Here is a 23,878-nt window from a genome sequence, read left to right as displayed (position 1 = left end):
ATCGCCTTGAAATAATGGCAAATTCAAAGGTTGATAACCCTGTTGACCAACCCGGAATCCGCCTCGAACTAAGACGTCTGATGTCTACAATTGGCAGACTGTCGTCTGCAGCCCTTGCGTTTGCGCAAATGTCCGCCTCATCCCCGCCCCCAACCGCGCATCCGCACGCAAAAAATAGCCCGCGCCGATGCCGCCGAACGCGGCAGAATCGAGTACAGTCCTGTGCGATACTTTGCAGGATCAGTCAACCAGCCACAAAAATGAGCAGCCTAACTGAAAAGGTGGTAGCCACCCTTTCCGATGAGATTCGCCGCGGGGCGCTGAGGCCAGGCGACCGCATCCCCACCGAAGTCGCGATGATGAAGCAGCTGTCCGTGAGCCGCTCCGTGGTCCGCGAGGCGATTTCGCGTCTGCAGGCAGAGAGGATCGTCGAGACGCGCCATGGCATTGGCACGTTCGTGCTCGCGCCCGCCGCCGAAAAGCCGATGCAGCTTCCCGCCGCCGATCTCACCAGCATGCTCGACGTGATGGCGATCATCGAGTTCCGGATCGACGTCGAAGCGGCCGCGGCCGCGCTCGCGGCATCGCGGCGCACCGAGCGGAACCTGAAGCAGATCCGCACTGCGCTCGATCGATTCGAGTCGGAGCTCGAGCGCGGCAGCACCGACACGCTCGCACACGACATCGAGTTCCATTTGCAGATCGCGCGCGCGAGCGGCAACCGCTATTTCTTCGACGTGCTGAGCCAGCTCGGCCGCTCGGTCAGCCCGCGCACCCGGCTCGGTTCGGCGGAGATCGCGGAGCTAGACCATATCGAGGTGTTGCGCAGCGTGCTCGGCGAGCATCTGATGATCTATCGCGCGATCGAGCGTCAGGATGCCGACGACGCGCGCGCCGCGATGCGCATGCATCTGAGCAACAGCCGCGAGCGACTGCGCCGCGCGCATGACCTGACGAAGGCTGGCGTGTGATCACATGCGGGGCTGAGCGGCCGCCCCGCAACACGACACGCCGCCGGCAATGCCCTCACTGCCCCACGTCGAGATCCATTAACGCCGAGCTCAGCGATTTGCCATGCGCGTCGAGCGCGAGCGAACGCGTAACGCCGCCGCCGAGCGCGTCGCCGAGCACGAAGTTGAATGCGGCAAGGCCCGGCAACTCATGGCGCACCACCTCGCCGCGCACCACGTCGCGCAGATGCGTCTTGACGCGCTCGGGCGTCAGCACATCGCGCAACCGCTCGTAATGCAGCGCGTCGTAGCAGATCACCGAGATATTGAGCGTATTGCCCTTGTCGCCGGTGCGCGAGTGGGCCAGTTCCCGTAGTTTCATCTCAAGCCTCCATCAGCGAGAAAGCCGGCGCCGCATACTCGCGCGGCAGCAGCACCGACTGCACCGCGACCACCTCGCGCGCCGCCTTCGTCACGCCGCCGCCGCCCGCCGGTCCGTTCGTGTACAACGTCTCGACCTCGTTGCCGATGCGCAGCGCCTGCGCGAGCGACGCCGTGCGTCCCGCCACCCGGGCGCGCACTTCGTACGGCTCGCCATGACCGGCCGCCACCGCGTCACCATGCAGTGCGTTCACGCCGATCAGATCGAAGCGCAACTCGCGCGTCTGCACGCCGGTCAGCGCGAGACGCTCGCGCACGATATCGAGCGCGAGCCGCGCCCGCGCAAGCGCGCCGGGTCCGCCGTACGAAATCTGCCCCTCGCCGATATAGCCGTCGAAATACGCAACCGACACTTTCAACGTCGCGGTGCGCTCGGTGCCGCCACCGCCGGTGACGCGCACCCGGTCCACGGCTTCCTGCTCGACGCGCACCTGCGAGAAATCGGCGACCACGTCGGGCTGCAGATAACGACGCGGATCGTGGATCTCGTAGAGCAACTGCTCCTTGCAGGTCGCCTCGGTCACGAGCCCGCCACTTTGCGCGAGCTTCGTGATCACCACTGAACCGTCCCGCGCAACTTCGGCGATCGGAAAGCCGAGCCGCGCGAGATTCGGCACGTCCTTGAAACCGGGGTCCGCGAAATAGCCGCCGGTGATCTGCCCCGCGCATTCGAGCAGATGGCCGATTACCGTCGCCTGGCCGAGCATCGGCCAGTCGTCCATGCGCCAGCCGAATTCGTGGATCAGCGGCGCGACGAACAGCGACGGATCGGCGACGCGCCCGGTCAGCACGATCTGCGCGCCGGCCGCGAGCGCCTCGACGATGCCGCTCGCGCCGAGGTACGCATTGGCCGATATCAGCCGGTCCGCGTGCGCGGCCACCGCCTCGCCCGATTCGACGAAATGGAAGTCGCCCGCGCGCACGACGTCGAGCACGTCGTCGCCGGTGACTGCGGCAATCCTCAGGCCGCCGAGACCCAACTCGCGCGCGATCTGCGCGGTCCGGCGCGCTGCCGCGAGCGGATTGGCCGCGCCCATGTTCGACACGATACGCACGCCGTTGCGCGCCGCGACGGGCAGCACCGCGCGCATGCGCGCTTCGAGCAGCGGGTCGTAGCCGAGCTCCGGGTCCTTGCTGCGCGCCTGCTGCGCGATCGCGATCGTGCGTTCGGCGAGGCATTCGAACACGAGATAGTCGACCTGGCCGTGTTCTGCGAGTTCGAGCGCGGGTTCGATGCGGTCGCCCGAATAGCCCGCGCCCGCGCCGATGCGAACGACGCGTCGAGATTCAGTGGCTGTCATGGTGCTCCCGTTCCTTCAGTGAAGCTCACAGTGGAAAGATCCCGAGCACGACGCACGCGATCGTCATCACGACCGACGCGCCGAACAGCAGGGGAAACGTGAATCGTTGATGATCGGCCAGATCGATACCGCACAGCCCGACCACGAGGAACGTCGCGGGCGTGAGCGGACTGACCGGAAAACCGGTGGTCATCTGTCCGAGCAACGCGGCCTGACCGACGTGCACCGCCGGCACGCCGAGCTGGCCGGCCACTTCCGCGATCACCGGCAGTACACCGAAATAAAACGAATCGGGATCGAACAGCATGCTGAGCGGCATCGACAGCAGGCCGAGCACGATCGGAATATGAGTCGCCATCGCCGGCGGCACGAAGCCGACGGCCGCCTGCGCCATCGCCTTCAGCATGCCGCTGCCCTGCATCACGCCGGTGAACACGCCGGCCGCGAGCAGGATGCCGGCCATCATCAGCGCGGCGCGCGCATGCGCGTCGATCCGTTTGCGCTGCATGTCCACATTCGGATAGTTGACCATCAATGCGATGCACAGGCCCACCATGAACATGATCGCCGGCGGAATCTTCTCGCCCATCACGACCATCGTGCCGAGCACGACGAGCGTCAGCACGATGTTGAACCAGAAGTTTTGCGGGCGGCGCAGCGCCTGTTGTTCCGGCGTCAGTTCGCGTTGGGGCATCGGCACGGAACCGCTCGCAGCGTTGAGACCGAGGCGCTTTTCCTCGCGCCGCCCGAGCCAGTACGCCATCGAGAACACAAATACGAGGCCGATCGCCTGCACCGGAATAAGCGGATTGAACAACGCCGAGATCGGCAGATGCAGCGACGCGGACGCGCGGATCATCGGCCCCGTCCATGGCAGGAAATTGATGCCGGCCGCCATCGATACCGCCGCGGCGAGCACGCGCCGGTCCATCTTCAGGCGGTCGTAGAGCGGCAGCATCGCCGGAATCGTGACGAGGAAGCAGACGGCGCCGGAGCCGTCGAGGTGGATCAGCAGCGCGAGCAGCGTGGTGCCCATCACGATGCGCGGGGGCCGTGTGCCGACCGCGCGCAGGATGCGCTCGATGATCGGGTCGAGCGTACCGGCGTCGGTGATCGTGCCGAAGTACAGGATCGCGAAGACGAACATGCAGACGACGGGCGCGAGGCTCTTGAGGCCATCGACGACGAACTTGCTCGTCTGCAAGCCGAAGCCGCCGAGCAGCGAGGCCGCGAGCGGCACGATGATCAGCGCGACGAGCGGCGACATGCGTTTGGACAGGATCGCGCCGAGCAGCACGACGATGGTAGCCAGCCCCAGCAATGGCAGCATGAGCTTGTCTCCAGGTTGTTTTTTAGTGTGATCGAGCGTAAGTTCGGGGCAGCAATAATGCAATTGAAATGAATTGATTGCAGCAATCACAAATCATCATGGATCTGAATCTCCGGGACATCCGCGCGTTTATCGCGGTCGCGCAAACGGGCAGCTTCACGCGTGCGGCCGCGCGGCTGCATCTGTCGCAACCGGCGTTGACGGTGCAGATTCGCCGGCTCGAGGAAACGGTCGGCCTGCGCCTGTTCGATCGCAACAGCCGCAACGTCGCCCTGACGCCGACCGGCCGCGAGCTGCTGCCCGTGCTGCAGAAATCGCTGCACGACATGGAGCACGTGCTGCTCGATGCGCGCGCGCTCGGCGAAGGCGGGAGCGGCACGGTGCGCATCGCGTGTCTGCCGACCTACGCGGCGAGCGTGCTGCCCGAGCTCGTGCAGGCGCTGAGAAAAGCCGTGCCGCGCGTCGGCTTCGAGGTGCGCGATGTCGTCGCGAGCATGGTCAACACGTTGGTGCGCAACGAGGAAGCCGATATCGGACTGACGGGCGGCGAGCTGAACGACAGCGGGCTCGAGGTACTGCATGCGGGCCTCGACCGGCTCGTCGCCGTGCTGCCGAAGCAGCACGCGCTCGCGCGGCGGCGCCAGCCCGTCACGCTCGCCGATCTCGCCAGCGAGCCGCTCGTGCTGACCGCGCAGGGCACGAGCGTGCGAGCGGTCGTCGACAGCGCGTTCGCCGACGCGCAATGTGAGCCGCGCATCGCCTGCGAACCGACCTACATGATGAGCGCGGTAGCGATGGCGCGCGCCGGGCTCGGCATCACGATCCTGCCGGCGTCGGCGCGCGAGGTACGCGCGGAGCCCGAGCTGGTCGCGCCGCCGATCGACGAAGCCGCGTTCACGCGGCGCATCGCGCTGATCAAAAAGCGCGGCCGAACCTTGCCGCCGGTGACCGAGACCTTCGTCGCGATGCTGATCGAACGGCTCGGCGCGTCATAGGGCCGCACAGCGTCGTTTCGCGCGTGGCGCGCAGCCCCTAATTTTCACGATACGAAACGATGCCGCGCGTCGTAAAAAATCATGTTGCGGGGCACAAAGCGGCCATTTCACGATGCCCGGCGGCGTTGCACATCGCAAAACGGATCGCACAAGCCATTGTTTTTACACAGATATTTTTAATATAAAGACCGGCTCGACGCCCAATTGCCCGCCGATTCGCTGACGTAGACTCTTTCACAAGAGCACGCGCTTCACGCAGTCGGATTCGAGGGGCCTCGCGACATGGCCACCCAAATCCCGCAGATTGCGAAGAAGCCGTCACGAATCGCGGCTTTTTTTATTGGCAACTGGGAGACTAAAAATGAAAGGCTTTCGCTTTGGTTCGACGCAGGGAGCGTTCTACATTCTGCCGGGTCAGGACGGCTGGGAAGCCACCTACGGCAACGAAACGCTCGGAGAATTCTCGAGCCCGCAACAGGCCGCCGACGACCTCGCGCGCGGTCTGAGCTGCGAGCATCTGTCGGAGCTCGACACGTCGACGCTCGAGATTCCGGAGAAGCTCGCCGAGTGGGAAATCGTTCACGTATAAGGACGGGCATGACCGACGGCGACGTAGCAGTGACAGTAGAAACGACAATGGCGCCCGAAGGCGCCATTGTCGTATTTGCGGTCCTGCTTGCGGCTTTGGCCGCGGTTGTGCTGCGTGCTTACCGCGCGGCTTTCGGGGCCAGCGCAGGTGCGGCCGCGGCGCTTACCGCATCAGTCGCCCGCGCGAGCTCAAGCCACCGAATCGACGATTGCGTTCAGCGTCACGCTCGGGCGCATCGCCTTGCTAGTCAGCTCGACGTTCGGACGGTAGTAGCCGCCGATATCCACCGGCTTGCCCTGCGCCGCGCCGAGTTCCGCGACGATCTTCGCCTCGTTGTCGGCCATCGCTTGCGCGACGCCCGCGAACTGCGCCTGCAGCGCGGCATCGTCGGTTTGCGCGGCCAGTGCTTCGGCCCAGTACATCGCGAGGTAGAAGTGGCTGCCGCGGTTGTCGATACCGCCGACCTTGCGCGCCGGCGACTTGTCGTTGTCGAGGAACTTGCCAGTCGCCTGATCGAGCGTCTTCGCAAGAATCTGCGCCTTCGGGTTGTGATACGCGGTGCCCAAATGCTCGAGCGATGCCGCCAGCGCGAGGAATTCACCGAGCGAATCCCAGCGCAGGAAGCCTTCCTCGACCAGCTGCTGCACGTGCTTCGGCGCCGAACCGCCCGCGCCGGTTTCGAACATGCCGCCACCGGCCATCAGCGGAACGATCGACAGCATCTTCGCGCTGGTGCCCAGTTCCATGATCGGGAACAGGTCGGTCAGGTAGTCGCGCAGCACGTTGCCGGTGACCGAGATCGTGTCCTTGCCGGCGCGGATGCGCTCGACCGAGAACTTCGTCGCTTCGACCGGCGTCATCACGCGGATGTCGAGACCGTTCGTGTCGTGATCCTTCAGGTACTGCTCGACCTTCCTGATGATCTGCGCATCGTGCGCGCGCGCCGCGTCGAGCCAGAATACGGCCGGCGTGTTGGAAGCGCGGGCGCGGTTCACCGCGAGTTTGACCCAGTCGCGGACCGGCGCGTCCTTGGTCTGGCACATACGGAAGATGTCGCCCTGTTCCACCGGCTGCTCGAGCAGCACCGCGCCGGCTTCGTCGGTGACGCGGACCACGCCGTTCGCCGGGATCTGGAACGTCTTGTCGTGTGAACCGTATTCTTCGGCGGCTTGGGCCATCAGCCCGACGTTCGGCACCGTGCCCATCGTGACCGGGTCGAACGCACCGTGCTTCTTGCAGTCTTCGATCACCGCCTGGTACACACCGGCGTAGCAACGGTCCGGAATCACCGCCTTCGCGTCGTGCAGCGCGCCATCGGCGCCCCACATCTTGCCCGACTCGCGGATCATCGCCGGCATCGATGCGTCGACGATCACGTCGCTCGGCACGTGCAGGCTCGTGATGCCCTTGTCCGAGTTGACCATCGCGAGCGGCGGACGCTGTTCGTACTGCGCCTCGATGTCGGCTTCGATCGCCGCGGCCGTTTCGGCCGGCAGATCCTTCAGACGCGCGTACAGGTCGCCGATACCGTTGTTCGGGTTGAAGCCGACCTTGGCCAGTGCTTCCGCATGCTTCGCGAGCACGTCCTTGTAGAACACCGACACCACGTGACCGAAGATGATCGGGTCCGAGACCTTCATCATCGTGGCCTTCAGGTGCACCGAGAACAGCACGCCGTTCGCCTTCGCCTCGGCGATCTGCGCTTCGATGAAGCTGCGCAGCGCGTTCTTGCTCAGCACCGACGCGTCGATGATTTCGCCTGCCTGCACCGGCGTCTTCGCCTTCAGGATCGTGATCGTGCCGTCGGCGGCGGCCAGTTCGATCTTCACGCTACCGGCCTGGGCGACCAGCGCCGACTTCTCGCTGCCGTAGAAATCGCCATCGCTCATGTGCGAGACGTGCGACTTCGAGTCCGCGCTCCATGCGCCCATCTTGTGCGGATGCTTGCGCGCGTAGTTCTTCACCGACAACGGCGCGCGGCGGTCCGAATTGCCTTCGCGCAGCACCGGGTTCACCGCGCTGCCCTTGATCTTGTCGTAGCGGGCCTTGACGTCCTTCTCGGCGTCGGTCGTCGCGACGTCCGGGTACGACGGCAGCTTATAGCCCTGGTCGCGCAGCTCGGCGATCGCGGCCTTCAACTGCGGCACCGACGCGCTGATGTTCGGCAGCTTGATGATGTTCGCTTCCGGGCGCATGGTGAGTCTACCGAGCTCCGCCAGATCGTCGGAAGCCTTCTGCTCCGCGCTCAGGTAGTCCGGAAATGCGGCAATGATCCGGCCGGCGAGCGAGATGTCGCGCGTTTCGACGAGCACGTCGGACGAGCGCGTGAACGCCTTGACGATCGGCAGCAGCGAGTACGTCGCCAGTGCGGGCGCTTCGTCGGTCAGGGTGTAGATGATCTTCGGCGGTGTGGACATGATTAATGCTTTGCTAGGAAGTGATAGACAGAGCGTTGGCAGTCGAGGCCAGCGCAAACCGTGACGCGACGGCTGACGGCGTCAGTTCGGCACGACGCAACCCCGCGACCTTCGTTTTGCGATACGACCGAGAGTATATGCGCGTTTTCCACTAAATGTGACTAGACAAACAGGTCGCGAGACCCTACCCAAACGGGTCGATCTAGGACTGGCAAGGGTTTGCCGCCGATTACCCCGGTCTTAAGACAGATATCTTATAGATGACTTGAGGAATATTATTTTTGGATGAATGCGAATTGGTCGCATTGACGAGCCGCAAATGCCGCCACCGAGCCGTGACGGCTGCCCTCCAGCGGACGACGCCGCGGGTAGTGATGGGCGGGTGCCGAAGAGTGTGACTCGGATGCCGGCGGCGAAGTGATGGGGTCGCTCGCCGCGGATTGGTTTAGTTCGTATCGTCTTTCCCGTCATTCCAGAATCGTTTGAAGTCGGGCGAGCGCGTCCTCGACTACCTCGGCCGGAGCGCGCTCGACTTTGCGTGCGCCACGGGCCTCGAGGTCCAGAGTGCGCACCATATTCACCAGAGCCACCCCCTGAGTCCCTGTTCCCGAACCCGAGAGCGGTACCGCGAACCCAGCGTATCGAGCGAACTCCCCCCCCTGCGTGATCGGCGCAACGAGCGCGACCCCAAGAGCATTGAATGCGGCAGGCGACAAAACCAGCGCGGGACGGAAATCGCCTTGCTGCTCCTTGCCAGGCGTCGGATTCAGGCTCACGCGCACGATATCGCCGCGCTCGAACTTGATGCGCCTTACCATGCTTCGCGCCCCGCCGGTTTGACTTCACTCCAGACGTCGAGATCGGCTGGCGGTGGCGCCTTCGGATCGCACTGCGCGACGAGTTCATCCAGTGAATACTTGCGACGCGCAGGCGTAAGCAACACCCCCTCGGGGCGCACGTCCGCGTTCAGCGAGCTGCCCACCGACGCATGAATTTGCTCTAACAACACGGTAGGCAACCGTACTGCAGCGCTGTTGCCCCACTTCTGAATCTTGAGTTCCATATCCCAGCTCCAAATGTATATCCATTGTAGATACTCACGGCGAAAACAGCAAGTCGCCCGTATCTACATTGACTCTACATTTTTGATCTTGAAATCGCCTGTTAGTCGGCGAAGAAAGGAACCCAAACCTAAACGAGGCAACCAGCCCGCCGCCGCAACGACGCACCAGTCGCCCACAACGACAACCCTGCTTATTGCCCGCGTCCCAGGAACTCCCCCACCATCCGGTTGAACTTGTCCGCATGCTCCCACTGCGCCCAATGCCCGCAGCGGCCGAACACATGCAGATCGGCGTTCGGCATCCCGGCAACGAGCCGCAGGCCGATGTCCATCGGCACGAAACGATCGTCGCGACCCCAGATCACGAGCGTCGGCGCGGTTACTTCGCCAAGGCGCGGCCCGTAGTCGTTGAACTGCTTCGGATTCGCGGCGAGGCTCGCGACGAAGTTCTCGAGGTGATCGCGGCGCGCCAGCATGTTCGCGAGGCGCGCTTGCATCAGTTCTTCGGTCAACGCCTTCGTGTCGAACACGAAGACGCTCATCATGCGCTGCAGGTTCTCGATGGTCGGGTTGCGGTACAGCCCTTGCAGCAGCTTGATGCCTTCGGTCGGCATCGGCACGAACTGGCTCGGGCCGCCGGTGCCGCCGCCCATCAGCACGAGCTTGCCGACGCGTTGCGGCTCGGCGAGCGCGAACGCGACCGCGCTATGCCCACCCATCGAGTTGCCGATGATATGCGCGCGTTCGATATCGAGCGCATCGAGCAGCGCCTTCAGGCAGCGCGCATTCAGTTCTGAGCGCGAGCCCTTGCAGACGATCGGGTCGCTCTTGCCCCAACCGAGGCAGTCCATCAGGATCACGCGATAGCCCGCCGCGACGAGCGGCTCGACGTTCCGATTGAAGTTGGCCCAGCCGGTCGCGCCCGGTCCCGAGCCGTGCAGCATCACGACCGTTTTCGCACCCTGCCCCACGTCGTTGTAGTGGAGCTGCATCTCGCGGCCGTCTTCGGTGATGCGGACGAATCGGCTGGTCGCTTCCTCGGTGATCGCCGCTGCTTGCGTGTTGGTGTTGCTCATGTCGAATTCCTTTGTTTCACGGATCAAGTGACCGCGAGTCGCCGTTGACGGCGGACCCGCGCGGTATTTCGGGCTGCAAAGCTATTGCGCGGCCACCGGGGTATAACGAAGTGTCGAGCGATTCACGACGAGCCACGCGCCAATCGCGGCGACCGCGATCAGCGGAATGCTCGCGCCGAGCAGCACGCTCGCACCCTGACCGATCGCGAGCAGTTGCCCCGCGATCAACGGTCCGAGGATCGAGCCGAGACGGCCCACCGCCACGGCCGCGCCGACGCCGGTGCCACGCACTTCGGTCGGGTACAGGCTGCTCGCCAGCGCATACAACACCGACTGGCCGCCAACCAGGAACAGCCCCGCGAGCAGACCGCCCCACGCCATCGACGTGCCGCCATGCGCGCTCAGCAACGCGCCGAGCGCAACGACGATGCCGACATACATGCCCGCGACCGTGCGGCGCCGGCCCATCCGGTCCATCATGCCGGCGATCACGATCGCGCCGATGCCGCCGCCGATGTTGAACATCATCTGTACGACACCGGACTGGACGCGCGTCAGACCGCGAGTCAAGACGAGCGACGGCAGCCAGTTGATCAGGAAATACAGCACGATCAGCGTGCCGAGATAGCTGATCCACAACGCGATCGTCGTGCCCGCGCGTCCTTCCTGCCACAGCGCGTGCGTCACGCTCGCCGACGCATCGCGTCGCGCGCCTTTGGTTGCACGCGCCGCGACGAACTGCGCCGACTCGCGCAGGAACAGCGCAAGCAGCGGCAGCACCAGCAACGGCCCGAAGCCGCCGACGTAGAAGATATGCCGCCAGCCCGCGTCGCCCGGGCTGATGATGCCGACCACCGCCGCGAGCGCCGCGCCGAACGGCATGCCGCAATACATGGCGCCGACCGCGGTGTTGCGCTGATGGGGCGGCGCCGCTTCCGAGCACAGCGCGATCAGATTCGGCATCGCTGCGCCAAGACCGAGGCCGGTCAGAAAGCGCGCGGCGAGCAGGCTGTTCAGGTCCCACACCTGCGCGGTCGCGAGCGAGAAGATGCCGAATAGCGCGACCGACCACATCAGCACGCGCTTGCGCCCGAGCCGGTCGGCGAGACGTCCGCCGATCGCGGCTCCTGGCAGCAGCCCGAACGCGCCGATGCTGAACGCCCAGCCCATCTGCGCGACCGCGAGATGAAATTCACGCGCCATGCGCGGTGCCGCGAGGCCGGTCGATTGCAGGTCCACGCCTTCGAGCAGCGCGACGATCAGGCAGAGCCCGATCGTCAGCGCGCCGCCGGCAAGAGGTTTCGTCGACTGTGTTGTTTGCGTTGCTTGCGTTGACTGCCGCATAAAAGTCTCCAATGTTGAGTCAGCGTCGCTCTTGCGGCGACCTTGCTGGATGAAATGAACGCTGCGCGCGCGGCATGCGGCACCGTCGCGCAGCGTCCGGGTCATGAAGCCACAGCGTCGGTTGCGTGCGCGCGCTTCAGATCCAGTGCGACGTCGACGATCATGTCTTCCTGGCCGCCCACCATGCGGCGTTTGCCCAGCTCGACGAGAATGTCCACGGTCTTCAGGCCGTATTTCTTCGCGGCCACTTCCGAGTGGCGCAGGAAGCTCGAATACACCCCCGCATAGCCGAGCGCGAGCGTTTCGCGATCGACGCGCACCGGCCGGTCCTGCAGCGGACGCACGATGTCGTCGGCGGCGTCCATCAGCGTGTAGAGGTCGGTGCCGTGATTCCAGCCCATGCGCTCGGCCGCCGCGATGAACACTTCGAGCGGCGCGTTGCCCGCGCCGGCGCCCATGCCCGCGAGCGATGCATCGATACGGTCGCAGCCCTCTTCGACCGCGACCATCGAGTTGGCCACGCCCAGCGACAGGTTGTGGTGCGCGTGCATGCCCGTCTGCGTTTCGGGTTTCAGCACCGCCTTCACCGCGCGGAAGCGGTCGCGCACGTCGTTCATCGTCAGCGCGCCGCCCGAGTCGACCACATAGATGCAGGTCGCGCCGTAGCTCTCCATCTTCTTCGCTTCGATGGCGAGGTTCTCCGGCGTGGTCATGTGGCTCATCATCAGGAAGCCGACCGTGTCCATGCCGAGTTCGCGCGCGTATTCGATGTGTTGCTTCGAGATGTCCGCTTCCGTGCAATGCGTGGCGACGCGCACCACGCGAGCGCCCGCGTTGTATGCGGCCTTCAGATCGTGGATCGTGCCGATGCCAGGCAGCAGCAGGGTCGCGATCTGAGCGTGCTCGACCACGTCAGCCACCGCTTCGATCCATTCGAGGTCGCTGTGCGCGCCGAAGCCGTAGTTGAAGCTCGAACCCTGCAGGCCATCGCCGTGGGCAACTTCGATGCTGTCCACCTTTGCGCGGTCCAATGCGCGTGCGATGCCCTGCACGTTCTGGATCGAGTACTGGTGACGAATGGCGTGGCTGCCGTCGCGCAGCGTCACGTCGGAGATATACAGTTTCTTGTCCATGCGGGAAGTCTCCTTAAGCCTCTGATGCCTGCACGAGCGCCTGCGCCATGCGCTCCGCGGTCGCGAGCGCGGCCGAAGTCATGATGTCGAGATTGCCCGCGTAGGCGGGCAGATAGTGCGCGGCGCCTTCCACCTCGATGAAGATCGAGGTCTTCAGACCGCTGAACTTGCCGAGGCCCGGAATGTTCAGCGGCGCGCTCGCGCTGATTTCGTCGAACTGCACCTTCTGCTTCAGGCGATAGCCCGGCACGTACGCCTGCACCGCGGCGGCCATCTGCTCGATCGACTGCTCGACCTTGTCGAGGTCGGTCAGCTCTGACAGCGTATAGACCGTGTCGCGCATCATCACCGGCGGCTCGGCCGGGTTGAGTACGATGATCGCCTTGCCCTTCGCGGCGCCGCCGACCACTTCGATCGCCTTCGACGTGGTCTCGGTGAATTCATCGATGTTCGCGCGCGTGCCTGGGCCCGCTGACTTGCTGCTGATCGACGCGACGATCTCCGCGTAATGCACCTTCGCGACGCGCGACACGGCCGCGACCATCGGAATGGTCGCCTGTCCGCCGCACGTGACCATGTTCACGTTCGGCGCGTCGAGATGCGTGTCGAGATTCACCACCGGCACGCAGTACGGGCCGATCGCCGCCGGCGTCAGATCGATCACGCGAATCGAAGGCTTCAGCTTTCGCAACAGCGCATCGTTCTTGACGTGTGCGCCGGCCGAGGTCGCGTCGAACACGAAGTCGATGTCGTTGAACACGGGTAGACGAGTCAGACCTTCGACACCATCATGCGTGGTCGCGACGCCAAGCCGCGCGGCGCGCGCGAGGCCGTCGGAGTTCGGATCGATGCCGACCATCGCCGCGACTTCGAGATGCTTGCCGTGACGCAGGATCTTGATCATCAGATCGGTGCCGATGTTGCCGGAGCCGATGATCGCGGCCTTCAGTTTTTCGCTTGCCATATGAGTTCCCAATCGTGTGCTTGCGAGTGCATGCTTTATGCGGAAAAAGTCGCGCGGACGTTGCCGAGACCTTCGATCTGCGCGCAGTAGGTGCCCGGCTCCTTGACGGCGACCATCGGGCCCAAAGCGCCCGTCATCAGCACGTCGCCGGCACGCAGCGGCGTGCCGAGCCGGACCATGCGATCCGCGAGCCAGGCGGCGGCATTCAGCGGATTGCCGAGACACGCGGCGCCATTGCCGCGCGACAGGACTTCCGCATCCTTCGATAGCGTCATTGCGCAGGCCGCGAGATCAATATCGCGCAGCAGGACCGGCCGGCTGCCGAGCACAAAGCGCGCACTCGACGCGTTGTCCGCGACCGTATCGACGAAACGGATGTTCCAGCCTTCGATGCGGCTGTCCACCACTTCGATCGCCGCGACCGCATACGCGGTTGCGCGCATCAGATCGGCGTACGTGTGCCGCTCGTACAGCAGATCGTGTTCGAGCACGAGCGCGATCTCCGCTTCGACCTTCGGCTGAATCAACTGCTCGAGAGGAATCGACTGGCCGTCGCCATACGCCATCGATGCGAACAGCGCGCCGAAGTCAGGCTGGTCGACACCGAGTTGACGCTGCACCGCCGGCGACGTAAGTCCGATCTTGCGTCCGACGACGCGCTCGCCCGCCGCGATGCGCGCGGCCACGTTGGCCTGCTGCACCGCGTACGCGAGCTCCTCGGCGTCGGCCGGGTTCGACAGTTCGACGAAACGCCGGTCGTCGCGCAACGGCGCGATGGTCGCGCGCGTACGTTCCGATTCGCGCAGGCGCAGGGCGAGCGCGTCTATATTGCTTTGAGTGGTCATAGCGGGTTCCTGATTCGGTTAGACGTGGGCCGTCACGGGTCGCGCGTGCATCGCGCCAAAGCCCGCGATCCATTCGGGGATCGGACGGTAGTAATCGAGCGACGCGCGATACGGGCCGCTCGCGTTCAGTGCGCCGAACGCGGCGATCCACGTGCGGATTTCGTGCGCGGACTTGCCGGCCTCGCGCGTGATCGCGCGGTTGGTCAAACCGTCGAGCGCGGTGAGTTCGCCGTCTTCGAGCAGCTTCAGGAACGCGCGATCCCATTCCGGATTGAGCGGATGCAGACGGCTGTCGCCCGCGGCGAACGCGCGCGCCGCCGCGGTCGTGCGCGCCTCACGCGCCGCACGCGATTCGGCCGACGGATTGCGGCCCGCGATCAGACGCTCGGCGACTTCCTCGCTCGCGCCCGCGAGTTCCGGCACCGGCGGCTCGTGCGAAATGCCGCCCGAGCCGATCACGAGCACGCGTTGCTTCGAGCGTGCGAGCGCTCGACCCAACGCATCGCCGAGCAGACGCGCGCGGCGGCATGAAGCCATCGGCGCGGCCACCGAATTGATGAATACCGGCACGACCGGATATCGATCGAGGCCGCCCGTCAGAATCTCCAGCGCTTGCGCGCAACCGTGATCGACCTGCATGCGGTACGAGACGGCGACGTCGACGTCGCTCGCGAGCACCGCTTCGGCAAGGTCGAGCGCGGTATGGACGGGCACCTCCAGCGGACCGGCGAGGCTCTTGAAGTCGCCGATCGCGCTCGCCGATGCGCCGATGCAAAACGGCGGCATCACGTCATAGAAGAAACCGTTGTAATGATCGGGCGCGAACACGACGACCAGTTCGGGATCGAACTCGACGACGCGCGCACGCGCTGCCGCATGCACGCGCTCGACTTCCGCGACGACTTCGGGCGCGGGATCGTAATAGCCGTGCAACGGCGTGTGCGAAAGGCATTCGAGCAGCATCGGCATATCAGGCTCCGGCGGTTGCTGCGGTGGCGAAAGTGGCGACGGCATCGGGCGCGAACGCTGCTTCGTTGCCAGAACCGGCCACGTCGGCCCGCCCCGCCAGGTCGAGATGCAGCTGCTGCGCGAGTTCGACGACGAGTTGCGACACCTGCTGCGGCGAGCCCATGCCCGCGACGAAACGATCGGGACGCAACAGCACGACCGATTCCGGCACTCGCGTGAACCAGTCCTTCAGCCGCGTGTTCACATCGCCGATCGCGATGACGTCTTCTGGCACGTCGTCATGGAAAGACAGCTGCGTGTCCGGCTTCGCGACCACGAAGCAGCCGCCGAGCCGCCGCCAGATCGCACGCGCCTGCTCCGACAAACCGAAGGTCGGTTCCGCGCCCCAGCCGACGATCGCGAAGCGGTTGCCGAGCACATCGTCGAGTCGCACGACCTCGCCGCTCTCAGTGCGCACGCGCGGTTGAATGAACATGCGGCCGACCGGCGAATGACAATGCGGGTCGCGTCCATACACCAGACGGCCGAGCCGCGACTCGCGCTTCTCGCTCATCAGACCGAGCAGGCGGCCCGGCGCCGAATGCCCCGAGCGTTTGAGCACGCGCGCGAGCCAGCCATGCTTGCGCGGCGTGCGCGCCAGCAATACGACGCCGCTTTCATAGCGTGGCATCGGCTTGAAACGCATTTCGACGAAGTAGCGCTTGACCGCCGGGAACCAGTTGAACGTACGCACGAACGCGTCGCGAAACTTGATGCCGAAGCGGCTCATCGGCGCGAAGATGTCGCCCGCGACCTCAGAGAGGTGGATCATCGAGCGCGCATGCGAACGGCGCTCGGCGGTGTAGCTATCGAGCAGCGCATCGCCGGCGACGCCCTCGACCACCATCGCGAGTTTCCAGCCGAGGTTGCTCGCGTCGCGAATACCGCTGTTGTAGCCCTGGCCCTGCCACACAGGCATGATGTGCGCGGCGTCGCCGGCGAGCAGCACGCGCTTCACGCGGAAGCTGCTCGCGAGGCGCGCGTTGTGCGTATAGACGCGCTTGCGGATGTAGTCGACCTTCTCCGGCTCGGCGACCACCTTGCGGATCAGCGCGGCCATGTTCTGCGGCTTCGACAGCTCTTCCTCGGTCTCGCCGGGCATCACCATGAATTCGAAGCGGCGAATCCCGTGCGGCAGCGCGGCCGACACATACGGGCGCCGCGGATCGCAATGCATGTACACGTGCGGCGAGCCGATCGGGTCGTTGCGCACGTCGACGACGATCCACTGATTCGGTTTCGTGCGGCCCTCGAACGGCACGTCGAGGGTGCGGCGCACGAAGCTGTTGCCGCCGTCCGCACCGACCATGTACGACGCGCGGATCGTGCGGCGGCCGCTCTGCGCGTGTTGCGCTTCGATCGTGACGCCGCTGCCGTCCTGCGTGAACGAGTCGACCGTGTGGCCGAACAGCACCTCGACGTGCGGGAAGCGTTGCAGGCCGTCGTACAACACGCGATCGGCCAGCGGCTGAATGAACGCGTTGCGGCGCGACCAGCCGAATTCGTCGGTGCGCGGCTCGATCGATGCGAAGCAGTGACCGTTGCTCGTGACGAAGCGCATCCAGTGATCGGGGGTCGTGTGCGGCAGCAATGCATCGGCGAGGCCGACGGACTGAAACACGCGCAGCGCTTCGTCATCGAGGCCGATTGCGCGCGGATAGTCGATGATCCCGTCGAGCTTTTCGATCAGCACGACGCGCACGCCCTGCAGGCCGAGATAGTTGGCGATCATCAAACCGACCGGGCCGGCGCCGATGATCGCGACGTCGGTGGTGACGGGTCCACTGTGGCCTTGCGCGGCCACCGGGTCGAGCGGTTGGGGCATGTTGTCTCCGTATGTCGACCAGAGTGACCGGGTCGAGATATTCACGGAGCGCGGCGGCGGGAACCGGCTGTCGCCATGGCGAAAAATCGCCTGCGGACAACAGCTTGCGTCTCCATGAAATCGTTGATTTGTTGGCAGTCTAGGACCGGCCACCTGCCCGCTCAACAAAATCTGGAAATTGTGCATAGAATGCACATAGTTGATTTGATTGAGGTTTCAAGTGACCAAATACACGAATGTGCGAGGTCTGTCGCGCGGCTTGCAGGTGCTGCAGGCGCTCAACTCGATGGACAGCGGCCGCGCGACGAGCCAGCAGATCAGCGAGCTGACCGGCCTGCATCGCACCACCGCGCGGCGGCTGCTCGAAACGTTGATGGAGGAAGGCTTCGTGCGGCGCAGCGCGTCGGACGACAGCTTCCGGCTCACGCTGAAGGTGCGCGCGCTGAGCGAAGGCTTCACCGACGACGAACGTATCGCGACGATCGCGCCGCCGGTGATGGGGCGTCTGCTGCAACGCGTCGCGTGGCCGTCCGATCTGACCACGCCCGACGGCGACGCGATGATCGTCCGCGAGACCACGCACCGCTTCAGTCCGCTGTCGTTTCATCGCGCGATGGTCGGCCGCCGTTTGCCGATCCTGCTGACCGCGGCGGGTCGCGCGTACTTCGCGATGTGCCCCGACGAGGAGCGCGAGGACATTCTCGATCTGCTGCGCGCGGGCGCGGGCGGCGAGGAGCAGAAGGCGCTCGCGTCGAACGACGCGTTGATTCGCAGTCTCGTGCGACGCGTGCGCGCGGATGGGTTCGGCTCGAATCACGGCGACTGGGCGGATCAGGGGAAGATCGGCGCGGTCGCCGTCGCGATCGTGTTCGAGGAACGCGTGCTCGCGAGCTTGAACGTAGTGTTCCTGTCGCGCGCGGTGTCGCTCGCGGAAGCGAAGCGGCGCTATGTGCCCGAGTTGCAGACGGCCGCGCGGGAGATGGTCGAGGAACTCGCGGCGCAGACCCGCGCGAGCAGCGGAGCGGGCAAGACGCGTGCGGGACGCGAGCGGAAGTCGTGAGGTGGCATTCGCAAGCCGTCCAGCAACTCAGAATCGCGTGCGAATACCCGTCGTCAATTGCGACTGGTTCTTCGCGCCAAACGTCGTCGCGACGACGTAACCATTGTGAAGCTTCATCTTGTGCTCGAAGCGACCCCCGCGGTCAGCCCGCTTTCAATGCTTCACCTCATCGACGAACTGATCGGTAAACGTGCGCGACAGATCGATATGCCGCCCCTTCACCGCCGGATTGAAGCTCGACAGTACCTTCAGCACCGTCTGCGGACCGTCGGCTGGCATCTTGCCGTCGACGGTGTACATCGGCAGCGAGGCCTGCAATGCGCTGATATACAGCGCCCTGTCGTTGCCGATGTCTTCTTTTGGCATCTGCGCGGCGATTTGTTCCGCGCTGTGGGTGTGCATATAGCGCAGCGTCTTGACGAATGCGCGCGCGAGTTTCGCGGCTTCGTCGGCATGCGCGTCGAGCCACGTGCTTTGCACGTAGAGGCTCGACGCGGGATACATGCCGCCGAGCGCGGCGCGCGTGCCATCGACATTGCGCATGTCGACGAGTACTTTGGCGTCGCCCGCTTTCAATAGTTGAGTAACGGTCGGCTCGGTCGTCATACCCGCGTGAATGCGTCCTTGCCGCATCGCCGCGATGAAACTGCTGTCCGCGCCGACCGGCAGCAGCGTGTATTGCGTGGACCGCACGCCCGCGCGCTGTGCGAGGTACTGCGTGAGAAAACTCGTCGACGAGCCGAGCCCCGTCACGCCGAGCGTTTTACCGCGCACGTCGGCCATGCTCCGGATCGAATCGGCCGATTTCGCCGCGACCAGTTGCACTTCGCCGGGCACCTGGCTGAACACGACGATCGTCTTCACTTCCTTGCCGCGTGTCTGCAGATCGATCGTGTGATCGTAGAAGCCGACCACGCCCTGCACCGCGCCCGCGAGCATTTCGTTTTCGCCGTCTATTCCAGTCGGCTGCGACAGCAGTTCGACGTCGAGCCCTTCGGCCTTGAAATAGCCGAGCTGTTCGGCAAGACGCGCCGGCAGATAGATGAGCTTGTTGGTACCGCCCACCATGATCGCGAGTTTCTCCGGCGCGGCGGCTTGCGCAGACGTCGCGAGTCTCGCGAGCGCGCACAGCGCGAGCGACGCCGCGACGGCGGCATAGGCCGCGCGCGAGAAACGCGTCAAGGAAAGCTTCATTGGGGCTGTCTCCGTTATCTTGCGTCTGGGCGCCGCGCGGGTCGCCTGCCCGTGATTTTGAAGGTGCGAACCCTTCCCGATGCTTTTCCCGGCTGTGCATGTTGCGCAAACCTCGGGTTTATCCCGATCACTTCGGCGTTGCGCGCGGAAACGTCACGGCGATATGCACACCCTTGCCGCCCTCGCCCGCCTTCAGCGTGATCTCGCCGTGATGGGCGTCCGCGATTTCGCGCACGATCGCAAGACCGAGGCCCGTGCCCTCGGTATCCGTCGATGCACGAAAGAACGGCTCGAACACGCGGCTGCGCGATTCGGCCGGAATGCCGGGGCCGTTGTCGGTCACGCTGACCGTCACCGCATTGGCCGCGGTATCAGCGTTCACGGCGACCGTCACGTGACCACCGCTGCCCGTATAGCGAATCGCGTTCTCGGCGAGATTCGCGATCAGTGCCTGCAACAAGCCGAGATGTCCGAGCACCGGCGCCGCGCCGTGCAATTCCGCGCCCAGATCGATTTCACGTGCCTGCGCGAGCAGGCCGAGGTCTTCGACGACCTCCATCGCGAGCGGCACCAGATCGACGCGTTCCATGGCGAGCTGCGAGTTGTCGGCGGCCTCGGCCTGCGCGAGCAAAAGCAGCTTGTTGGTGAGCCCGACCATCGACCGGTTGCTGCGATGCATCGCGGCAAGCGCTTCGTCGAGCGCGGGATTGAGGCCTTCCTGCTGCCGCGCGAATTGCAGTTGCGTGCCGAGCAGCGTGAGCGGCGTGCGCAACTGATGCGCGGCGTCGGCGATAAAGCGCCGCTGCGCCGCCACCTGCACGCCGAGCCGCGCGATGCACTGATTGATCGCATCGACGATGGGCCGCAGTTCCGTATGCAGACGCTCGACGCGAATCGGTTCGAGCTGCATCGGATCGCGGTCGGCCACCTCGTCTTTCACCTTCATCAACGGCCGCAACTCGAACGTGAGCCCGATGCAAACGAGCGCCACCGCCAGCGCGATCATTTCGAACTGGCGCACGAGTTGCGGCCGCCACAGCTGTTGCGTCATCGCATCGCGCGAGCGCACGGTCTTGCCGACCGTCACACGCACGGGACGCGTCGCGCCGTTGTCGTACATGAGCCGCACGATGTCGACAGCGCGCACCTGCTGGCCGTGCAACTGCGTGTAGTACGAATCCGGCACGTCGGGCGCCCGCAGCGGACGCGGCGGGAAATCAGGCGTACCCGCGAGCAGCCGCCCCTCGTCGACACGCACGCTATAGAACACCTGGTCGCGATATGGCGATGCGAAGATCTCGAGCGCGGCGGGCGGCACATCGACACGCAGAAAGCCGTCGCTCCATTCGACCTCGCCCGCGATCATCCGCGCCGACGCGACCAGCTGATTGTCCTGCACCAGATTCGCGGTGTGCCGCGCGTTGTCGTACTCGGTCTTGCCGGTCACGAACACATAAAGCGCGAGCGGGACGAGCAGCCACCACAGCAGGCGTATGCGTAGGCTATTGGCCATCGTTACTGGTCGTCTTCCCGCTTGCGCAGCAGATAGCCGAGCCCGCGCAGCGTGACGATCGCGGCCGAGCTGCCATCGAGCTTCTTGCGCAGACGCGAAATGTAGATCTCGACCGCATCCTCGCTCGGCTCGTCGGCGAGCGTGAAGATCGCATCGACGAGCGCCGGCTTCGTCACTGTCTTGCCGAGGCGCAGGATCAGCGCTTCGAGCACCGAGCGCTCGCGCGGCGTCACGTTCAGCGGCGCGCCCTTCAGCGTGAACTGGCGCGTGTCGATGTCGAACGACAGATCGCCGCACACCACCTCGCCCGCTTTCGACGGCGACTGCCGCCGAATCGCCACCTTGATGCGCGCGATCAGCTCGCGCACTTCGAACGGCTTCACCAGATAGTCGTCGGCGCCGGCGCCGAGCAGCTCCACCTTCTCGTCGATCGAGCCGCTCGCGGTGAGGATCAGCACCGGCGTCGCGTCGCCACGCTGACGCAGCCGGCGCAGCACGTTCTTGCCCGACAGCTTCGGCAGGTTCAGGTCGAGCAGGATCACGTCGTAGTGATTGGTGCGCAGCAGGCGGTCGGCTTCATCGCCGTCCTGCACGGCGTCGAGCGCGAAGGCCTCCTGCTCCAGCATCTTCGCGAGCCAGTGCGCAAGCGTGGGGTTGTCTTCGATCAGCAGCAGCTTCATGGCGGCAACGGCAAAAGTCAGGTCGTCGATTGTGCCTTAAAACAAGGGGGCCGCGCGCATACCGTGTGGTGTGCCGCATACGTCCAGTGCCCGCCGCGAGCGCGGTGCCGATCCGCGCGCAATGTCGGCGCATTTTCGGCGCATTTTCGGGTTAACACCCATGTTTCGCGCCAAACCCCGAAAGCTGCCAGAAGGTTTCGCGTTTCTATAATCGCCTCCATTGACCCAGAAAAGCGCCGCGCACCACGGGGTCGCGGCGACCCACCTAAGGAGACTGCTTCATGCGTACCTTGCGCCAGATTGCCGCTGTATCAGGAGTTGCGTTCGCCCTTGCCGCCGCATCGGCCGCCGCTCACGCCGAGAAGATCACGATCATGGTCGGCGGCGCCACCAAGATCATCTATCTGCCGGCCAAGCTCACCGAGCAGCTCGGTTACTTCAAGGACGAAGGCCTCGACGTCGAGATCCTGTCGCAGCCGGCCGGCGTCGATGCGGAGAACGAACTGCTCGCGGGCGCGGTGCAAGGCGTGGTCGGCTTCTACGATCATACGATCGACCTGCAGAGCAAGGGCAAGGAAGTGCAGGCGCTCGTCGTCTTCGGCCAGGTGCCGGGCGAAGTAGAAATGGTCTCGACGAAGGCGGCCGATTCGCTGAAGAGCATGGCCGACGTCAAAGGCAAGACGCTCGGCGTGACCGGCCTCGGTTCGTCGACCAGCTTCCTCACGCAGTACCTCGCGCAGCGCGCGGGCGTGCCGTCGACGCAATACACGATGTTGCCGGTCGGCGCGGACAACAGCTTCATCGCCGCCGTCAAGCAAGGCCGCATCGACGCCGGCATGACCACCGAGCCGACCGTCTCGCAACTGCTGAAGACCGGCGACGCGAAGGTGCTGGTCGACATGCGCAACGTGGACGGTACGCGCGCCGCGCTCGGCGGCACCTACCCCGCTTCGAGCTTCTACGTGCAGCGCGCGTGGGCCGAAGCGCACAAGGACGAGGCCGCGAAGCTCTCGCATGCGTTCGCGAAGACGCTGAACTACATCGCGACGCATAGCGCCGAGGACATCGCCGCGCAGATGCCGAAAGACTACTACGGCAACAACAAGGACCTGTACGTGAACGCGCTGAAGGCGTCGCTGCCGATGTTCACGAAGGACGGCAAGATGCCCGCCGACGGCCCGGATACGGTGCTGAAGGTGCTGTCCGCATTCAATCCGTCGGTGAAGGGCAAGCATATCGATCTCGCCAAGACCTACACCAACGACTACGTGTCGGCGCCGGTCAAGACCGCGTCGAAGTAACGCTTCTTTCATCTTCACAGAACTGCGAGGCACCCGCCGATGAATCAACCTATGTCACGCGAGACGCCAGCGATCGAAATGCGCAACGTGTCGTGCCGTTTCATTTCCCCGGACGGCAAGGCCACGATCGCGCTGCGCGACTTCAGCATGTCGGTGGCACGCGGCGAATTCGTCGCGGTGGTCGGCCCGACCGGCTGCGGCAAGTCCACCACGCTCAGCATGATCACCGGCTTGCTGAAGCCGACCACCGGCGAAGTGCGCGTGATGGGCGTGTCGGTGGACGGCATCGATCCGCGCATCGGTTTCGTGTTTCAGGCCGATGCGGTGTTTCCGTGGCGCTCGGTGCTCGACAACGTCGCGGCGGGTCCGCTGTATCGCGGCCGCTCGAAATCGGCCGCTTACGATGAAGCAAACGAATGGCTGCGCCGCGTGGGCCTCGACAAGTTCGGCAAGCACTATCCGCATCAACTGTCCGGCGGCATGCGCAAGCGCGTCGCGCTTGCGCAGACCTTCATCAACAAGCCGGAAATCCTGCTGATGGACGAGCCGTTCTCGGCGCTCGACATGCAGACGCGCACATTGATGCAGGACGAGTTGCTGCAATTGTGGGGCGGCGCCGGCTCGGTCGTGTTCGTCACGCACGACCTCGAAGAAGCGATTGCGCTCGCCGACCGCGTGTTCGTGCTAACTGCCCGCCCCGCCACGCTGAAGAAAGTCTACGAAATCGATCTGCCGCGACCGCGCGTCACATCGGAGATCCGCTACGACTCACGCTTCATCGAAATTTCGCGCGATATCTGGCATGACCTGCGCGAAGAAGTGCAGATCGGTTAATCAAGGAACGGCAAA

At 64.8% G+C, this 23,878-nt stretch carries 22 protein-coding genes; 6 read left to right on the top strand and 16 right to left on the bottom strand.

Annotated elements, in window-relative coordinates; all coding sequences use genetic code 11:
- Window positions 1-260: 260 nt before the first annotated feature.
- The gene (locus OKW27_RS10190) at window positions 261-971 is read left to right on the top strand and encodes a FadR/GntR family transcriptional regulator (protein ID WP_090807481.1); all 711 of its coding nucleotides are present in this window, start codon (window positions 261-263) and stop codon (window positions 969-971) included.
- 55 nt (window positions 972-1,026) lie between these two features.
- On the opposite strand, the gene OKW27_RS10185 is transcribed toward OKW27_RS10190, so the two are convergent.
- The 3 genes from OKW27_RS10185 to OKW27_RS10175 are packed head-to-tail and all read right to left on the bottom strand — an operon-like array spanning window position 1,027 to window position 4,022.
- The gene (locus OKW27_RS10185; RefSeq protein ID WP_184061648.1) at window positions 1,027-1,332 is read right to left on the bottom strand and encodes an AtuA-related protein; all 306 of its coding nucleotides are present in this window, start codon (window positions 1,330-1,332) and stop codon (window positions 1,027-1,029) included.
- A 1-nt stretch (window position 1,333) separates the two neighbouring features.
- Entirely contained in the window at window positions 1,334-2,692 is a 1,359-nt protein-coding gene (locus OKW27_RS10180; protein WP_429333388.1) for an acyclic terpene utilization AtuA family protein, read from the bottom strand.
- Between the two features lie 25 nt (window positions 2,693-2,717).
- The gene (locus tag OKW27_RS10175; RefSeq protein ID WP_429333387.1) at window positions 2,718-4,022 is read right to left on the bottom strand and encodes a CitMHS family transporter; all 1,305 of its coding nucleotides are present in this window, start codon (window positions 4,020-4,022) and stop codon (window positions 2,718-2,720) included.
- Window positions 4,023-4,120: 98 nt separating this feature from the next.
- Here OKW27_RS10175 and OKW27_RS10170 point away from each other — a divergent pair, with 98 nt between their 5' ends.
- Both OKW27_RS10170 and OKW27_RS10165 read left to right on the top strand, forming a co-directional pair.
- The gene (locus tag OKW27_RS10170) at window positions 4,121-5,017 is read left to right on the top strand and encodes a LysR family transcriptional regulator (protein ID WP_429333386.1); all 897 of its coding nucleotides are present in this window, start codon (window positions 4,121-4,123) and stop codon (window positions 5,015-5,017) included.
- Between the two features lie 361 nt (window positions 5,018-5,378).
- Window positions 5,379-5,606 (top strand): hypothetical protein, encoded by a 228-nt coding sequence (locus OKW27_RS10165; protein WP_090807491.1) that lies wholly within the window; start codon window positions 5,379-5,381, stop codon window positions 5,604-5,606.
- 188 nt (window positions 5,607-5,794) lie between these two features.
- On the opposite strand, the gene OKW27_RS10160 is transcribed toward OKW27_RS10165, so the two are convergent.
- The 10 genes from OKW27_RS10160 to OKW27_RS10115 form a co-directional block, all read right to left on the bottom strand.
- The gene (locus OKW27_RS10160; protein WP_429333385.1) at window positions 5,795-8,023 is read right to left on the bottom strand and encodes an NADP-dependent isocitrate dehydrogenase; all 2,229 of its coding nucleotides are present in this window, start codon (window positions 8,021-8,023) and stop codon (window positions 5,795-5,797) included.
- A 467-nt stretch (window positions 8,024-8,490) separates the two neighbouring features.
- The gene (locus OKW27_RS10155; protein WP_090807495.1) at window positions 8,491-8,841 is read right to left on the bottom strand and encodes a type II toxin-antitoxin system ChpB family toxin; all 351 of its coding nucleotides are present in this window, start codon (window positions 8,839-8,841) and stop codon (window positions 8,491-8,493) included.
- Window positions 8,835-9,086: an AbrB/MazE/SpoVT family DNA-binding domain-containing protein gene (locus OKW27_RS10150; RefSeq protein WP_184011680.1), complete on the bottom strand. Its 252-nt coding sequence runs from the start codon at window positions 9,084-9,086 to the stop codon at window positions 8,835-8,837. The genes OKW27_RS10155 and OKW27_RS10150 overlap by 7 nt, the downstream gene beginning before the upstream one ends.
- A gap of 191 nt (window positions 9,087-9,277) precedes the next feature.
- Window positions 9,278-10,162 (bottom strand): alpha/beta fold hydrolase, encoded by an 885-nt coding sequence (locus OKW27_RS10145; RefSeq protein ID WP_429333384.1) that lies wholly within the window; start codon window positions 10,160-10,162, stop codon window positions 9,278-9,280.
- A gap of 81 nt (window positions 10,163-10,243) precedes the next feature.
- Entirely contained in the window at window positions 10,244-11,506 is a 1,263-nt protein-coding gene (mhpT, locus tag OKW27_RS10140) for a 3-(3-hydroxy-phenyl)propionate transporter MhpT (protein WP_429333383.1), read from the bottom strand.
- Window positions 11,507-11,607: 101 nt separating this feature from the next.
- Window positions 11,608-12,639, bottom strand: a complete 1,032-nt coding sequence (gene dmpG, locus OKW27_RS10135) for a 4-hydroxy-2-oxovalerate aldolase (RefSeq protein WP_429333382.1) — start codon at window positions 12,637-12,639, stop codon at window positions 11,608-11,610.
- A 13-nt stretch (window positions 12,640-12,652) separates the two neighbouring features.
- Window positions 12,653-13,603 carry an acetaldehyde dehydrogenase (acetylating) gene (locus tag OKW27_RS10130; protein ID WP_429333381.1) on the bottom strand — a complete coding sequence of 317 codons (951 nt, stop codon included), beginning with the start codon at window positions 13,601-13,603 and terminating at the stop codon, window positions 12,653-12,655.
- Window positions 13,604-13,638: 35 nt separating this feature from the next.
- The gene (locus tag OKW27_RS10125; protein ID WP_429333380.1) at window positions 13,639-14,448 is read right to left on the bottom strand and encodes a 2-keto-4-pentenoate hydratase; all 810 of its coding nucleotides are present in this window, start codon (window positions 14,446-14,448) and stop codon (window positions 13,639-13,641) included.
- A gap of 18 nt (window positions 14,449-14,466) precedes the next feature.
- Window positions 14,467-15,417, bottom strand: coding sequence for a 3-carboxyethylcatechol 2,3-dioxygenase (locus OKW27_RS10120; protein ID WP_429333379.1), 951 nt, complete (start codon window positions 15,415-15,417; stop codon window positions 14,467-14,469).
- Between the two features lies 1 nt (window position 15,418).
- A complete protein-coding gene (locus OKW27_RS10115) occupies window positions 15,419-17,281 on the bottom strand; it encodes a bifunctional 3-(3-hydroxy-phenyl)propionate/3-hydroxycinnamic acid hydroxylase (protein WP_429333378.1) in 1,863 nt (620 codons plus the stop codon).
- Window positions 17,282-17,501: 220 nt separating this feature from the next.
- Here OKW27_RS10115 and OKW27_RS10110 point away from each other — a divergent pair, with 220 nt between their 5' ends.
- Complete coding sequence (locus tag OKW27_RS10110; RefSeq protein ID WP_429333377.1) at window positions 17,502-18,341, top strand: DNA-binding transcriptional regulator; 840 nt, start codon at window positions 17,502-17,504, stop codon at window positions 18,339-18,341.
- A gap of 153 nt (window positions 18,342-18,494) precedes the next feature.
- Here OKW27_RS10110 and OKW27_RS10105 read toward each other — a convergent pair whose 3' ends face one another.
- The 3 genes from OKW27_RS10105 to OKW27_RS10095 all read right to left on the bottom strand — a co-directional run bounded on the left by OKW27_RS10105 (window position 18,495) and on the right by OKW27_RS10095 (window position 21,728).
- Window positions 18,495-19,535 carry an ABC transporter substrate-binding protein gene (locus OKW27_RS10105; RefSeq protein WP_429333376.1) on the bottom strand — a complete coding sequence of 347 codons (1,041 nt, stop codon included), beginning with the start codon at window positions 19,533-19,535 and terminating at the stop codon, window positions 18,495-18,497.
- A 127-nt stretch (window positions 19,536-19,662) separates the two neighbouring features.
- Window positions 19,663-21,048 carry a sensor histidine kinase gene (locus tag OKW27_RS10100; RefSeq protein WP_429333375.1) on the bottom strand — a complete coding sequence of 462 codons (1,386 nt, stop codon included), beginning with the start codon at window positions 21,046-21,048 and terminating at the stop codon, window positions 19,663-19,665.
- 2 nt (window positions 21,049-21,050) lie between these two features.
- Window positions 21,051-21,728, bottom strand: a complete 678-nt coding sequence (locus OKW27_RS10095) for a response regulator (RefSeq protein ID WP_018423692.1) — start codon at window positions 21,726-21,728, stop codon at window positions 21,051-21,053.
- Window positions 21,729-22,009: 281 nt separating this feature from the next.
- Here OKW27_RS10095 and OKW27_RS10090 point away from each other — a divergent pair, with 281 nt between their 5' ends.
- Window positions 22,010-23,029, top strand: coding sequence for an ABC transporter substrate-binding protein (locus OKW27_RS10090; protein WP_018423693.1), 1,020 nt, complete (start codon window positions 22,010-22,012; stop codon window positions 23,027-23,029).
- A 39-nt stretch (window positions 23,030-23,068) separates the two neighbouring features.
- Window positions 23,069-23,863, top strand: coding sequence for an ABC transporter ATP-binding protein (locus tag OKW27_RS10085; RefSeq protein ID WP_429333374.1), 795 nt, complete (start codon window positions 23,069-23,071; stop codon window positions 23,861-23,863).
- The last annotated feature ends 15 nt before the right edge of the window (window positions 23,864-23,878 follow it).

Source organism: Paraburkholderia sp. 35.1, assembly GCF_050436525.1.
In the GTDB taxonomy this organism is placed as follows: domain Bacteria; phylum Pseudomonadota; class Gammaproteobacteria; order Burkholderiales; family Burkholderiaceae; genus Paraburkholderia; species Paraburkholderia tuberum.
This window is presented reverse-complemented; position numbering and strand designations above follow the sequence as displayed.